Here is a 14,181-nt window from a genome sequence, read left to right as displayed (position 1 = left end):
CTGCCGACCAGACGCCGCCCGTGACCGAAGTGGCGGTACGGGCAACCGCACAAAAAAAGCGGGAAGGCGCGAACCCGCCCTTCCCGCCTCATGACAAAAGGCTAGACCGTTCGGCTATGGCGGGGAGCCACTCTCCCCGCCATAGCCTCGTGCCTCAGCCGGTGACGAGCCGGCTGATGGCCAGCGACTGGATCAGCGGCGCGACGAACTTGCCGACCTCCGGGATGGGCGCGTTCGTGACGTAGATGGCGTCATCCGGCAGCAACGCGACCCGCTGTGCCACGAAAACCGACTCCGCCTTGGAGAAATCCAGGTGCAGAACGAGCGGGCGCAACGTCCCGTCCGGCGCCTCGCGCAGCCGGAACAGGAAGACATTGCGCGGGCTGGCCGAGCGGTCATCCAAGCCGCCCGCCAGGCTCATGCCCTCCAGCAGGGTAGTCTGCGGGGAGACCATGTCGATCAGGCCAGGCTTGGCCACGGCGCCCGCCGCCGTGAAGCGCTTCATGTTGGTCTCCACGACCACCGTGTCCCCGCGGGACAGGTAGATCGGGGACTGCGTCAGCAGCTGGGAATAGGGAATGCGCCGCACGGTGCCGCCCGTGGTCAGCAGCACATCGGCGGAACGCGCCGGCGCGGTCGGGCCGCCGGACCGCGCGATGGCGTCCACCACGCTGAGCGGTCCCTCCGCCGTGGTGACGCGCCCGGGCGTCTTGACCTCGCCGGTCACCAGGACGGACTGGTTCGGCGTGGAGACCAGCTCGACATGGACCTGCGGATCCACCGTCCGCCCGGCCAGCGCGCCGCGGATCGCCTCCGCCGCGCGATCCAGATCCCCGCCCGCGACGCGCACGCGCCCGGCATAGGGAAGGGAAACCGTGCCGCGATCATCCACCCGCACCGCCTGGAACACGGTGCCGCCCGTCGCCGTGGAGGCGAAGGTGCCGCCGTCGCTACGCTCGAACACGACGATCCGCAGCGTGTCGCCCGGGCTGATCGCGAATCCGCCAGTGGCCCGCACAGGGGCGATCGACGATGTCGTCGATGTCCGGCGGAGCAGATAGGGCGCGGCCGTAGCCGGAGTCAGCTCAACCAGGTCATAAGAGGCCTGCTCCGCATCGGGCGACAGGATGGCTGAGGCGGTGGGACCGGATCGAGGCGTCCAAGCGCAGCCCCCGACCGTCAGCAGCAGGGCCGCGAGCATCGCAACCCGGGGGGAGGTCTCAAGCAACGTAGGTCTCCATGGTTTGCTCGACCATGCGGGCGAGCGAGAATCGATTCGCGACGAATCGCCGTGCGCGTGCTGCAGAATCTACCGGACAGGCGCCGCCGGCGGCCAGCGCAACCAGTCGTGAGGCCGCCTCATCTAGATCCGGTTTGGCGGCACTGCCGAGAACCCAGCCGGTTTCGCCGTGCAGCAATGTCTCCGCGGCGCCGCCGGCCGGGGTGGTTACCACCGGCACGCCTGCGCCCTGTGCCTCGATCAGCACGTTTGGCAATCCCTCCCATCGTGACAGCAGCAGCAGAGCATCGAATTGGCGCAGCCAAAAGCCCACATCCGGGCGGCGGCCCGTGAACAGCACGCGGCCAGCGATCCCCAGCGCCCGCGCATGCGCCTCCGCCGCATCCCGTAATTCACCATCGCCCACGAGAATGAAGCGCGCATCGGGCCGGCGCGCGAGCACCCGGGCGGCGCAATCAAGCCAGGCATAGGGTCGCTTGTTTTCGTCCATTCGCAGGACGCCTCCCACGGTGAAGCCTCGCCCGGCCCGGGCCGTGAAAGCGTCCAGCAGTTCCCGGCTGCCCCCCGAAGGCTCGGCCGCCGGCATGGACAACCCGTTCGGCACCACCACGACGCGGTCAGGCGCCAGACCGATCCATTCGGCATAGCGCATGGCAGAGAAATGCGAATTTGCCGTCATCGTCACGCCAGGGGCACGCATCAGCAGAGGATAGAGCGCCGCATATTCCGGACGGTCGCGCTCGGGGCGGTCCGGCGGCGGGGCGCTGCGCACCGACACCACGATGCGCGGCACGCCGGCCAGCAGCGCCGCAAGTGCGCCGGCCAGGATCGTACCGTCCTGCCAGAGATGGACCACCGCCGGCGCCCGCGCACGGAACACATCGGTCAGGCGTGCGGTGCCCTCGGCCACGCGGGGCGGAAGAAAGCGCAGCAGGTGCCGCCATTCCGCCAAAAGCGATCCGGCCGGATCGCCACCGAAGTCCGGGAAGCGATCATAGCAGCCCACGGACACCCCGTGCTCCCGCAGGACCGGCAGGAAAAAATCCGCACCAGGGCGATCATCGAGCGACCGGCAGATCACCTCGATCGGCCCCTCGACCGGATGTCCCGCAATGGCCTGTCCGGCCAGACGGGCGCGTTGCAGCCCAACAGCCGTATTGGCGAGCTGGCGCTCCGCGCCCCCTGCCCCGAGTGAGCCGTTGACCATCACGACACGCCCGAGCGCAACAGCGCGGCGCTCCGGCGCGCCGCGCCGCCGGATCGCTTCCTCGAGCAGATAGGCAAGAACCCGGCTGCCTGTATCGGCAGGCGCGCCGGGCCGGGCACGCGGCACGCCTGCCAGCGCCTGGATATCCGCATTCAGCCGCGCAATCTCGGGAGCGAGCCGCTCCTCGGGGCCGCCCCGCCGCAGCGCGGCGGCCAGGACACGGCGCGCTGCATGCTGGTGGCCACGGCGCTCCAGCATACGAGCCCGCATCAGCGGCACCGCCGGGTTCGCGGGATCCCGGCGGGAGAGCCGCGCGAAATCCGCCGAGGCCTCGGCCGTCGCGCCTAGCTCGTCCCAGGCACGGGCGCGCAGCAGGATCTCGTCCGGGCTGGCGGGTGGCCGGGGGAAGCGCACCGCGATGAGGTTCCGCGCCGCCTTCCTCCCCCGCATGCGCAACGTCCAACGCAGCACCAGCAGGAAAGCCTCCTGGCAGGACGGAAAGCGCTCGCTCAGGGCGGTCCAGGCCGGAATGGAATGTTCCCGCCCGGACCAGCGATCCAGCAGGCGGACCGCAAGAAGCTGGAGCCGCTCGGTGCCTGGATGGCATCGCACCAGTTCCAGCAGCCGGTGGAGGCCAATCGCCGGCGTTCCAGCCTCAAGATGGGCGGCGCAGAGTGCCTCTGCCTCTTTCAGCACGGACCGGTCCGGCGGCGTGCCGGCGATGCCGCCGGCCAGCGCACCTTCCGAAACGGCCAGGGTCACCGGATCCGCATCCCCGGCCAGGGAAGCAGGAAGCAGGGAGACGTCGAGCGGCACGGGCTATCAGACCTGGTAGTAGGAGCGATACCAGTCGACAAAAGCCGCCACGCCGACAGCGACCGGCGTTCGCGGCCGGAAATCCGTAATCGAATGCAGAGCGCTTGTATCCGCCCAGGTGGCTGGCACGTCGCCGGGTTGCATATCCATGTAGTTTCGGATGGTCTCGCGGCCTGTTGCGCGCTCGATCGCTTCGATGAAGTCGATAAGGTTCACTGGCTCGCTATTGCCGATATTGACCACGCGGTAGGGTCCGGCCGGACTTGCACCCGGATCCTTTTCCTCGCCGTTCCGCGGCGGCGTCATCGCCAGCCGAATGATGGCCTCCACCAGATCGTCGACATAGGTGAAGTCCCGCTGCATCCGGCCATGATTGTAGACGTCGATCGGCAAGCCCTTCAGCGCGTTCTCGGTGAAGCGGAACAGCGCCATGTCTGGCCGTCCCCAGGGGCCATACACCGTGAAGAAGCGGAAGGCTGTGGTCGGGATGGACCAGAGATGGGCGTAGCAATGCGCCATGCCCTCGGTCGCCTTCTTTGTGGCGGCATAGAGCGTCAGTGGATGATCGGTCCGGTGCGCCTCGCTGAAGGGCATCTCCGTGTTCGCGCCATAAACCGAGGAGGTCGAGGCGATCATCAGATGTCCGACCCGGCAGCGCCGCGCCTGCTCGATCACGTTGAAGGTGCCGATCAGGTTGGAGTCGATATAGGCCCGCGGGTTCTCGATGCTGTAGCGTACGCCCGCCTGGGCAGCGAGGTGGATGATGACGTCGGGCCGGGCCTCATCCACAACCCGGGCCAGGGACTCCGTATCTTCCAGCAGGAACTCATTGGCCTTGAAGCGTGGATGCTCCATCAGCATTGCATGGCGCCGGCGCTTCAGCCTCACGTCATAGTAGTTGGTCATCCCGTCCAGGCCGGTCACGTCATGACCATCAGCCAGCAGCCGGCGGGCGACATGAAAGCCGATGAAGCCCGCGGTGCCCGTGACGAGATACTGCATGGTGTCTCCAGAGGGATTCGCAGATGCCGGCGGTGCCGGGGCCCGGGGGGGGGGGGGGGGGGGGGGGGCCGGGGGGGCGGGGGGGGGGGGGGCGGGGCCGGCCCCGGGGGGCCCCCCCCCGGGCCGGGGATCAGGCGTGATCCCGGATCGCGTAGTAGAGCAGCATGGTGGCCGCCCAAGTCAGGAAGGCGCAGCCTGCCACCAACAGCGGCGTGATGATGGGCTGCGGGAAGGACGCCTCCACCGCCGCTACCGGCCGAACGAAGGGCAGCACATAGGTGCCCTGCCGCACAGCGTTGGTTCGGGCGATCTGCAGGTTATCGGTCGCCGTCGTCAGCCGCGTCTGCGCCCGCTGCAGTTCCGCCTGCAGGGCCTCGTGCCGGTCGATGATCGAGGCCCAGTCCGAGCCCTGACGGTCCAGCGCGTTCCGGCTCACCTGGCGCTCCAGGTCGTTGAGCTGCTGGCGCAGCGCGCGGGCCCGGGCACTCGCCGCCGCAAAGGCCGGGCTATTCTGCCCGCCGGAGGCACGAAGGCTGTCCGCCTGACTCTCGGCCAGCATCAGGTCCTGGCGCAGACGGGACTGCAGTTCGCCGTTGGAGGCGGTGGCGCGGGTCGGGTCAAGCACGCCGGTGGTCGTCCGCAGGGCCTGCAGGCGCTGGCGAACGGAATTCAGGTTGTCCTCGGCCGCCTTCACCTCCCGCTCCGCGAATTGCAGCGAGTCCTGGTGGGCGCGGGAGGAGACGTCGTTGATCATGCCCTCGCTGGCCGCGATGATCCCGTTGGTCAGGGCCAGCGATTCCTCCGGCGTATAGGCATAGGTCTTGACCGTGATCACGCCGCTGGTGACCTCGTACTCCGCCCGTACCATCTGGTGCCAGGCGCGTACGAGCTGCTCAGGAGTTGCATCCGGCGGCAGGCGGAACAGCGGGTCGGCGATAGGGTTGGTCAGGATGCGCCGGACATCCACGCCCCTGCGGCTGAGGTCCTCCATCGCCGGAGCAGAGGTGATGTAGCGCGTCAGGCCGTAGGACTGGGTCACGGCCGCGCCGCTGGCGGGCGGTCCGAAAGCGCCGGTCAGCGATCCCTCGCGCGCGGCGGTATCGTCGCGCTCCTCACCGACACGCAGGGCGAAGACCGCGGTCGTCGCATACTGCTTGGCGGCGTAGAAGTTGAAGTAGACGAAGCTGGCGATGGTGGGCACCACCACCATCAGGATGAAGACCAGCAGCCCACCCCGCCGCCGCTTCGGCGGCGGGGGAAGCTGCGGCAGCGTGATGCCACCGCGGGCTACCGCGCGCTCCGTGGTGACGGAACCCGCATCGAGCCTCGGTCGAAGCGGGTTCGGGGTCGGCGAAAGGACGTCAGACATGCATCACCATCAGGTTGTTTTCATAAGCCTGGATTGCATCGGCCATGCTGCCGTAGACGTGGAGCCGGCCATCCTCGAGGATGGCACCCTGCTCGCAGATCCGGCCAATCGTGGTCACCGCCTGGGAAACCATGATCAGCTTCGCTGTCTTGCGGCGTTCGGTAAGCGCCTGGATGCACTTGCGCTTGAAGGCGACGTCACCGACGGCAGTAACCTCGTCCACGAGGTACACGTCGAACTCGATCGCCATGCTCAGGGCGAAGGCCACGCGGGCCTTCATGCTGTTCGAATAAGTCGTGATCGGCCGGTCGAAGTGAGAGCCGATCTCGGAGAAGTCGCGCACGAAGCGGGCGACGCCAGCTTCGTCGGCGCCATAGAGCCGGGCCATGAAGCGGACGTTCTCATGCGCCGAGAGGTTCGGGTGAAAGCCGCCGCCATAGCTGATCGGGAAGGAGACCCGGACGTGACGCCGGACATAGCCGGTGTCGGGCTTGTCCATGCCAGCGATGATCCGCAGCAGGGTGGACTTGCCTGAGCCGTTGCCGCCGAGGATGCCGACATCCGTCGTGCAGTCGAAAATGGCGGAGATTTCGTCGAGCACCTTCTGCCGCCCATAGGGGCTGCGATGGCTCTTGGTGACACGGTGCAGCTCGATCATGCGGACTGCACCTGGCGCTGCGTCACCCGCTCAAGGCAGAGGCCGATGAGGATGGATGCGATCGCCCATTTCAGGAGGTAGTCGGGATCCAGCGTCACCGAGTGATACTCCGTGATGTAGCCCTCCCGGAACCACTGCACCGCGTGCACCATCGGGTTCCACGACAGCCAGCGGCGCAGGTCGGCCGGAATGCGGTCGATGAAGAAGAAGATGGCGGAGAAGTGGTAGAGAGGCTTGGTGATCATCGGGAAGATCATCACCCAGGATTTCCACAGCGTCATAAGGACGGCATTGATCATGCCGATACCGAAGCCGAGCCCGAATGTGGCCAGCGCCGCGCCGGCACAGACCAGCGGATGGTCCGGCAGATGCGCGCGCCCCGTGGCAACCATGAAGCCCAGGATAAGGAAGGTGACGCAGATCCAGGTGATCGCTTCCAGGATCGCCCGCGCCACCAGCAGGTCCATGCCGTTCACCAGCGGCAGGCGCAGCAGCATCTGGCCGCCACGGATCGAGCCGCCAAGGCCACGCGCCACCTTCTGGAACAGGAAGTAGGGCAGTACGCCCGTCACAAAGAACAGGATGACATTGTCGCCCACGGGCGCGCGGCGGTTGATCGCCCAATAGACGATCGACATGACCAGCACATGCGAGATAGGCTCTGCCAGGGCCCAGAGATACCCGACGCGCGTGCGGCCGAAACGCGAGCGCGCCTCACGCAGGATGAGGGCGCCGATGATGCGGCGCTGGTTGGCGAGGGCCGACGCGATCACGGCCGCCCTCCGTGCAGGAGCACGGGGCCGGCGGCGCTTCTATATCTGTCCTGTGCCGTCGGGTGCGTCATGGCTCGAATCACCGGAGCTGTTCTGCAAGCATCCGTAGCCGCGATGCCGGCCCGCGGCACGCGTTGTCTGGTTCAGAATGCGATCAGAATTGGCGCGCGAAGGTGCGATAAAGCCCAGTGCTGGCCACGATTCACGCCCGGCGCTCCCTTCCGGCAGAGCAGGCAGATCCGCTCGCCCTCCCCGCCATTGCGCAACCATGGACCAGCACTTCCAGTGCCGCTCCCGGAAAGTTTACCAACACGTCTGGATTGAAAAGCAGCGGGTCAGAAAAGCAACAATCCTGGTGTGGGTTCTGAACCCGTCTCTCCTTGCCCCATGAGGCACCGCGCCACTAACCCAAAGGCATCGGCGGCCCGGACGGGCCTACCCCACCCCCGGTTCATCGCCTTTCCTGGCAGGTTGAACGATCCCATGCAGACCATCCTGGTCGCCGGCCGCACTTTCGTGGCCCTTCGTAAGGCAGGACGTCCTCGTCGCGACCGCTCCCCTGTCTTTCATGCCGTCACGCCCTACTACCGGATGTCACTCTGTGGCGACGAACCCGGCCCTGGTTCCGGTTGGGCAGAACCGCCCGGTGACTCGGTCACCTGCCCGGAGTGCCTGCGGCGCCTTGAACGCATGAAGGACCCCTGAGGCAGGAGCACCCTGGTCGCGCGGTCCGGATCAGCCCGAACCGTCATTGTAGTTCTTGGCCCGCTGGCACAGAGCGATCAGGCATGGGCGATCCCACCATGAAGCGCGCGATGTTTTTTCTTGGAAACACGTTATGCGCGAGGGGCCAACACGCAATCCGCGAACACTGCTCTTTATTCCTATAACTTTAGAGTGAGCCGATGAGGCATCGGCTAATGGTGGTGGTCGATCTTGCTTCCGGGTTGCACGGCCTCACGCAATGCTGATAGCGAAAGCGCACGAGGCGGGGTGAGATGGGTCCGTTGATGCACGGATCTTATTGGCACGGCAAAAACAAACTTAGCGCATAGGGGAAATTGTCCAGTCAAAGAGCGTCTTCTTCTTCCCGCCTACGCGACGGATAGGATTTTTATCCTAGATTGGGCGCATCCGCAGATGCGCAGAAGGGGATGTATCGAGAATGTCGGACAAAGCTCACGGCTTCGCCTCGCTCCATGGCGGCACCGCGGGTGGCGCCGGGGGAGCCAGCGTCACGGTTTCCACCGGCAAACAGATGCTGGCTGCCATCGACCAGGCCGCTTCGAAGCCGCTGACGATTTATGTGAAGGGCGAGATCACCACCGGCAACACCGGCGCCCAGGTGATCGACCTCGTGGATGTCCACAACCTCTCCATTATCGGCACAGGCGACGGTGCGGAGCTGGACGGCATCGGAATCCGGATCAAGGGCGGCTCGTCGAACCTCATTCTCCGAAATCTCTCGATACACGATGTAAGAAGCGGCCCCAAGGACGCGATCGGCATCGAGGGCGGATCCCACAATATCTGGGTGGATCACAACGAATTCTATAGTTCCATGTCCGCCGGCAAAGATTATTACGACGGACTACTCGATATGAAAAGGGGCGTGGAGTACGTCACTGTATCTAATAATTACTTTCACGATCACCACAAAGTCTCGCTCAGCGGCTACAGCGATAGCGATGAGGGCGCTCGCTACATCACCTACAACGACAACGTGTTCGAGAATATCGGCTCCCGTGCACCAAGCGTCCGCGACGGGTATGTCCACGTCTACAATAATTACTATTCGGATGTAGAAAGCTCAGCGATCAATTTGCGCATGGGCGCGAAGGGGCTGATCGAAAACAACGTCTTCGAGAATGCCCACAATCCCATCGTCAGCGTCGACAGCAAGCAGATCGGATACTGGAACCTCAGCGGCAACGCCTTCGAGCACGTTACCTGGAGCAAGGTCGGCAGGCACGAGGCCAGCGCCGCCAATGGCAAGTCCACCACGAATTACGAAGTGCCCTACGACTATACGCTCGATCCCACCGCCAAGGTGAAAGCGAACGTCCTGAGCCATGCCGGCGTGGGCAAGCTCGGCTCCTCGCATGACGGCGGGGGCAGCTCCTCCGCTCCCGAAAAGCCCGGCGCGCCTGCCCATCCAGAGCCGCAGGAAAGCACTGCAGGCAGTTCAAAGGCCGATCGCCTCGTAGGCTCGGCCAGAGCTGACACGCTCGATGGCGGCAGCGGCAACGACACTATTCTGGGCGGCGACGGGAACGACAAGCTGATCGGCGGCACGGGCAAGGACCACCTGGACGGAGGAAGCGGCGACGACAAGCTGCTCGGGGAAAAGGACGACGACCGCCTGGATGGAGGCTCGGGCAAGGACCTCATTGAGGGCGCGGCCGGGCACGACAAGCTAGAGGGCGGGCCTGGCGAGGACAGCCTGCGCGGCGGCGATGGCAACGACACCTTGGCCGGAGGGACAGATAACGACAGGCTCGACGGCGGCAAGGGCATCGACACCTCGAATGGCGGCGGGGGAAACGACATCCTGGCCGGGGGGGACGACCGCGACACGCTCATCGGCGAGAGCGGAAATGACCGCCTGACCGGAGGCCAGGGCGCCGACACCCTGACAGGCGGCACCGGGAACGACCGCTTTATCTACACCAGCTTCACGGACTCCGAGGCGAGACACCAGGAGGACACCATTTCTGATTTCAGAAAGGGCGACCTGATCGACCTTTCCGAGATCGATGCCCGCCCCAGCTCGGGCGGCGACCAGGACTTCACCTGGATCGGCAGCCGCGGCTTCTCAGGGAAGGCAGGGGAGCTCCACGCTATTCAGGTTTCCGGTGAAACGCGGGTCGAGGCCGATGTGACCGGGGATGGCAAGGCCGACTTCCAGGTTTTACTGGAAGGTCATCACACGCTGACGGCCAGTGACTTCGTCCTCTAGAGGACAGCTGGAACGCAGTTCCGCGCGAAGGCCTGAATCCGCCTTCCAGGTGGCGGGGCGAAGTATTCAGCGCAGCCCTATGTGAATCGAAGATGCTCAAGGAAAAGGAAGCGCCCGCCGGTGGCGCCCGAGCCAGAATGGACCAGTCTGGCTTGGATCAATCAGCCTGCGCTGGCGCAGTTTGCGCCCCATGGCAATGACCGGAGCAGCGCAAGGCGTGGTTCGGGGCCCCTTCGAGGCCCCGCACCCCTTCGCGCGCCTGCTGGAAAGCCGGGTGACGGCCCAACCATCCCGGCCCCTTCCCTCCCGGGAGGAGCTCGCGGCCCGGCACCGGGCCCTTTATGCGCAGATTCCGTCCTTCGAATGCGAGCCAGGCTGCACGGCCTGCTGTGGCGCCATCGCAATGACCGGGTGGGAATGGGCCCAGGTGGCCGAGAAGCGCCATGCCGAGGGCGCCTGCCTCACCTGCCCCTATGCCGCCGAGGGCCATTGCGCGATCCATGCCGACCGCCCGCTGATCTGCCGGCTTTTCGGCGCCGTGGAGCATCCCCAGCTGACCTGCCCAAAGGGCCGCGGCCCGGCCCGCAAGCTGACAGCCGCGGAATCGCAGCGCCTGATGGAGGCCCACCAGCAGCTCCTGCTGGACAGCGCCGCGGTCCTCGAAAGCGCGGCGGCCAACAGCCCGGCGGGCTGAGGGCCGCCCACCAGCCTCAGGCCTTCAGGCCAAGGCGACGGATCATCGCGCCGTCTTCCTCATACTGCCTGCGCGCCGCGGCCGTATAATCAGCGCTGCCCAGGAAGGCCGGAGTCATGTCGTAGCGCTCCAGCATGGCCACATGGGCCGGATCCTGCGCGGCCTCACGGAAGGCGTTCTCCAGAACGCGCACCACGGCAGGGTCCAGGCCTGCCGGGCCGCCGACGCCATAGGGGGAGGTGGAGACGATATCGATCCCCAGCTCCTTCAGCGTCGGCGCATTCGGGAAGCGCTTCGCCCGCTCGGCGCCCCAGGTACAGAGAAGACGGAACTGGCCGGACTGCACCAGCTCGGCCCAGGCGCTGGTTTCGGCGGAAACCTGCGTATCGCCCGCCAGGAGCGACTGCATGTTCTCAGAAGCGCCGCGGAAGGGCACATGCGTCCATTCCACCCCCTCCTTCGCCGCGATCTGCTCCATGGTGATGTGCAGCGAGGTGCCGGCGCCCGGCGTGCCGTAGCTGATTTTGCCCGGATTGGCCTTCGCATAGGCCACCAGGTCGCGGAAGCTCTGCCAGGGGGCGTCCGCCCGCACGACCACGCCGAACAGATAGCCCGTGATCTGCGCGATGTAGGTGATGTCCTTCATCGGATCGAAGGGCGGGCGCGCCACCATCTGCGGGTAGCGGAAGACCGAGATCGGGGTCTGGGTCAGAATGTAGCCATCGGGCCGCGAGCTGGCCACGAGCTGGGCGCCCAGGATGCCGCCGGCGCCGGACTTATTCTCCACCACCACCGGCTGGCCGAGACGCTTGGACGCCTGCTCAGACAGGACGCGCATGAGGATGTCGCTGGCGCCCCCGGGTGACCAGGGCACGATCATGCGGATGGACTTGTCGGGAAACCGCCCCTGGGCGACGGCTGGGCGCGCCAGGGCTGACGCGACGGCCGCGCCCAAGCCAAGGCCGAGCGCGCTGCGGCGGCCGATGGGGGAAACTGTCATTGGATCGCTTCTCCGTAAATTGGGCGTTCGGCCCTTCTTCTGATCCGGCCCGCCCGAAAGCGGGCGGTGGCAGCCCGGCCTAGGCCGGGCCTCCGCGCTCAGACCTCCTCGACCAGCCCACCTCGCTCCATCACGGCGCGCAGATGGTGGTCGGTATCGCCGAACAGCAGCTCATTGGCCGTCAGCCGCTTGAAGTAGTGGCCAGCCTTGTACTCCCAGGTCATCGCGATGCCACCATGAAGCTGCACCGCCTCCTGTCCCACCTGCCGGCCGGAGCGGTTCACCTGGGCCTTGGCCGCCGCGATGGCGGGGCGACGCTCCGCAGCATTGGTCTCCTCCGCCATCATGGCCGCATACATGGCCATGGAGCGCGCCTGCTCCACCGCCACCAGCATGTCGGCCGCGCGGTGCTGCAGCGCCTGGAAGCTGCCGATGGCGACGCCGAATTGCTGGCGCGTCTTCAGGTAATCCACGGTAACGCGTTGCAGTTCCTCCATGGCGCCCAGGCTGTCGGCACAAAGGGCGGCTAACGCCACATCCACCACCTGCTCAGCGAGCGGAAACCCGCCATCCACCGTCCCCAGCACGCGGTCCGCGGGCACGCGGACATTGTCCAGGCTGATTTCCGCCACGCGCTGCCCGTCCTGGCTCGGCATACCGCGGCGGGTCACGCCCTGCGCCTCGCCATCCACCAGGAACAGGGTAATCCCGTCACGGTCGCGTCGTCCGCCGGCCGTGCGGGCGGTCACCACCAGCAGCCCCGCCGTGTCGCCACCCAGCACCACGCCCTTCTGGCCGTTCAGCACATAGCCATCGCCGTCCCGCTTCGCCGTGGTGGCCACGTCGAACAGGTCGTAGCGCGACTGCTTCTCCAGCTGAGCAAAGGCGATGGTCAGGGAGCCATCCACCACCTGCGGGATGAACTCCTGGCGCTGCGCCTCCGTGCCACCCAGGCGCAGGAAGCCGCCGCCCAGTACCACGGTCGAAAGATAGGGAGCGGTGATCAGGCCACGACCCAGCGCCTCCATCACGATCATCGTCTCCACCGGGCCGCCGCCAATGCCGCCCTCCTCCTCGGAGAAGGGAACGGCGAGCAGGCCCAGTTCCGCGATGCCGCTCCAAAGCGCGGCATCATCCGGCGCCGCGCCATGGGCGCCCGGATCGCGCGCCTTATCCGCCGCGAAGCGGTCCACGCTCTCCTTCAGGAGGCGCTGTTCCTCGGTCAGGTCGAAGTCCACGCGCGTGTCCCCTCAGAGGCCCAGGAAGGCTTTGGCGATGATGTTCCGCTGGATCTCGTTCGAGCCGCCATAGATCGAGACCTTGCGGTAATTGAAGTAGAGCGGCGCGGCCGCATCCGCCCAGGCCGGCGAAACAGCCGGTTCGTTCCAGCCCTCGGGCTGGTCATGCTCCGGCGCCGGGATGGCATAAGGGCCGGCCACTTCCAGCAGCAGCTCGGTCGTGGCCTGCTGCAGCTCCGATCCCTTGATCTTCAGGATGGAGGAGGCCGGATCGGGCTTGTCGGCGTCACGATGGCGCTGGTTCGCCACCACGCGCATCTGGGTGATCTCCAGCGCCTTCAGCCCCACCTCGATCTCGGCCACGCGGCGGCGGAAATCAGGATCGTCCCACAGCACGCCGCCACCGAAATCGGTCTCGCGCGCCAGGCGCTTGGCGCGGGCCAGGCGCTGCTTGGAAAGGCCGATGCGCGCGATGCCCGTGCGCTCATTCGCAAGCAGGAACTTGGCGTAGTCCCAGCCCTTGTTCTCCTCGCCCACCAGATTCTCGGCGGGCACCTCCACCTCGTCGAAGAAGACCTCGTTCACCTCATGCGCACCATCGATGGTGATGACGGGGCGCACGGTGATGCCGGGGGTCTTCATGTCGATCAGCAGGAAGGAAATGCCCTTCTGCTTCTTCGCCTCGCGATCCGTGCGGACCAGGCAGAAGATCCAGTCGGCATGCTGGCCCAGCGTCGTCCAGGCTTTCTGGCCGGAGACGATGTACTTCCCGTCCCTCTTCTCCGCCCGCGTCTTGAGCGAGGCGAGGTCGGAGCCGGCGCCCGGCTCGGAGAAACCCTGGCACCACCAGATATCGAGATTGGCGGTGGCCGGAAGGAACTTCTTCTTCTGCTCTTCCGATCCAAAGGCCGCGATCACCGGGCCAACCATGAAGACGTTGAACTGCAAGGGCAGCGGCACGGCGGCGCGCTGCAGCTCCTCGGTATAGATATAGCGCTGGACAGGGGACCAGTCCTTGCCACCCCAGGCCACGGGCCAGTTGGGCGTCGCCAGCCCATGCGCATTCAGGATGCGGTGGGAGGTGGCGATGTCTTCCTTGTCGAGATGACGCCCCTCCGCGACCTTCTGGCGGATCTCAGCGGGGATCTTCTCGCGGAAGAAGCGGCGGAGATCGTCGCGGAAGGCGATCTCCTCGGGCGTGAAGCGGAGTTCCATTCCAGGCTCC

Annotated in this window: 11 protein-coding genes; 2 read left to right on the top strand and 9 right to left on the bottom strand. The window is 66.3% G+C overall.

Annotated elements, in window-relative coordinates:
- Positions 1-154 precede the first annotated feature (154 nt).
- The 6 genes from ACO1BU_RS16140 to ACO1BU_RS16115 form a co-directional block, all read right to left on the bottom strand.
- Positions 155-1,228 carry a polysaccharide biosynthesis/export family protein gene (locus ACO1BU_RS16140; protein WP_424136992.1) on the bottom strand — a complete coding sequence of 358 codons (1,074 nt, stop codon included), beginning with the start codon at positions 1,226-1,228 and terminating at the stop codon, positions 155-157.
- Positions 1,221-3,263, bottom strand: coding sequence for a glycosyltransferase (locus tag ACO1BU_RS16135; protein ID WP_424136991.1), 2,043 nt, complete (start codon positions 3,261-3,263; stop codon positions 1,221-1,223). Before ACO1BU_RS16135 ends, ACO1BU_RS16140 begins: the two co-directional genes overlap by 8 nt.
- A gap of 6 nt (positions 3,264-3,269) precedes the next feature.
- On the bottom strand, positions 3,270-4,265 hold the full coding sequence (locus ACO1BU_RS16130; protein WP_424136990.1) for an SDR family NAD(P)-dependent oxidoreductase: 996 nt from the start codon (positions 4,263-4,265) through the stop codon (positions 3,270-3,272).
- A 130-nt stretch (positions 4,266-4,395) separates the two neighbouring features.
- Positions 4,396-5,634, bottom strand: a complete 1,239-nt coding sequence (locus ACO1BU_RS16125) for a KpsE/RkpR family capsule polysaccharide export protein (protein ID WP_424136989.1) — start codon at positions 5,632-5,634, stop codon at positions 4,396-4,398.
- The gene (locus tag ACO1BU_RS16120) at positions 5,627-6,292 is read right to left on the bottom strand and encodes an ABC transporter ATP-binding protein (RefSeq protein ID WP_424136988.1); all 666 of its coding nucleotides are present in this window, start codon (positions 6,290-6,292) and stop codon (positions 5,627-5,629) included. Before ACO1BU_RS16120 ends, ACO1BU_RS16125 begins: the two co-directional genes overlap by 8 nt.
- Entirely contained in the window at positions 6,289-7,065 is a 777-nt protein-coding gene (locus ACO1BU_RS16115; RefSeq protein WP_424136987.1) for an ABC transporter permease, read from the bottom strand. Before ACO1BU_RS16115 ends, ACO1BU_RS16120 begins: the two co-directional genes overlap by 4 nt.
- A gap of 1,165 nt (positions 7,066-8,230) precedes the next feature.
- On the opposite strand from ACO1BU_RS16115, the gene ACO1BU_RS16110 reads away from it, so the two are divergent.
- Both ACO1BU_RS16110 and ACO1BU_RS16105 read left to right on the top strand, forming a co-directional pair.
- Positions 8,231-10,024, top strand: coding sequence for a pectate lyase family protein (locus ACO1BU_RS16110; RefSeq protein WP_424136986.1), 1,794 nt, complete (start codon positions 8,231-8,233; stop codon positions 10,022-10,024).
- A 190-nt stretch (positions 10,025-10,214) separates the two neighbouring features.
- Positions 10,215-10,718 (top strand): YkgJ family cysteine cluster protein, encoded by a 504-nt coding sequence (locus ACO1BU_RS16105; protein ID WP_424136985.1) that lies wholly within the window; start codon positions 10,215-10,217, stop codon positions 10,716-10,718.
- 16 nt (positions 10,719-10,734) lie between these two features.
- Here the strand turns inward: ACO1BU_RS16105 and ACO1BU_RS16100 are convergent, their stop codons facing one another.
- The 3 genes from ACO1BU_RS16100 to ACO1BU_RS16090 all read right to left on the bottom strand — a co-directional run bounded on the left by ACO1BU_RS16100 (position 10,735) and on the right by ACO1BU_RS16090 (position 14,171).
- Positions 10,735-11,718, bottom strand: coding sequence for a Bug family tripartite tricarboxylate transporter substrate binding protein (locus ACO1BU_RS16100; RefSeq protein ID WP_424136984.1), 984 nt, complete (start codon positions 11,716-11,718; stop codon positions 10,735-10,737).
- Between the two features lie 98 nt (positions 11,719-11,816).
- On the bottom strand, positions 11,817-12,956 hold the full coding sequence (locus ACO1BU_RS16095) for an acyl-CoA dehydrogenase family protein (protein WP_424136983.1): 1,140 nt from the start codon (positions 12,954-12,956) through the stop codon (positions 11,817-11,819).
- 12 nt (positions 12,957-12,968) lie between these two features.
- Positions 12,969-14,171, bottom strand: coding sequence for an acyl-CoA dehydrogenase family protein (locus tag ACO1BU_RS16090; protein ID WP_424136982.1), 1,203 nt, complete (start codon positions 14,169-14,171; stop codon positions 12,969-12,971).
- Between the last annotated feature and the right edge of the window lie 10 nt (positions 14,172-14,181).

Origin of the sequence: Roseomonas chloroacetimidivorans (genome assembly GCF_049629625.1) — a bacterium.
Taxonomy (GTDB): Bacteria; Pseudomonadota; Alphaproteobacteria; order Acetobacterales; family Acetobacteraceae; genus Roseomonas; species Roseomonas chloroacetimidivorans.
This window is presented reverse-complemented; position numbering and strand designations above follow the sequence as displayed.

What these genes read in the sequence shown, in the direction of transcription:
- ACO1BU_RS16110 (WP_424136986.1), top strand. Translation starts at nt 8,231, where the DNA reads ATGTCGGACAAAGCTCACGGCTTCGCCTCGCTCCATGGCGGCACCGCG.
- ACO1BU_RS16105 (WP_424136985.1), top strand. Translation starts at nt 10,215, where the DNA reads ATGGCAATGACCGGAGCAGCGCAAGGCGTGGTTCGGGGCCCCTTCGAG.
- ACO1BU_RS16090 (WP_424136982.1), bottom strand. Translation starts at nt 14,171, where the DNA reads ATGGAACTCCGCTTCACGCCCGAGGAGATCGCCTTCCGCGACGATCTC.
- ACO1BU_RS16130 (WP_424136990.1), bottom strand. Translation starts at nt 4,265, where the DNA reads ATGCAGTATCTCGTCACGGGCACCGCGGGCTTCATCGGCTTTCATGTC.
- ACO1BU_RS16125 (WP_424136989.1), bottom strand. Translation starts at nt 5,634, where the DNA reads ATGTCTGACGTCCTTTCGCCGACCCCGAACCCGCTTCGACCGAGGCTC.
- ACO1BU_RS16100 (WP_424136984.1), bottom strand. Translation starts at nt 11,718, where the DNA reads ATGACAGTTTCCCCCATCGGCCGCCGCAGCGCGCTCGGCCTTGGCTTG.
- ACO1BU_RS16120 (WP_424136988.1), bottom strand. Translation starts at nt 6,292, where the DNA reads ATGATCGAGCTGCACCGTGTCACCAAGAGCCATCGCAGCCCCTATGGG.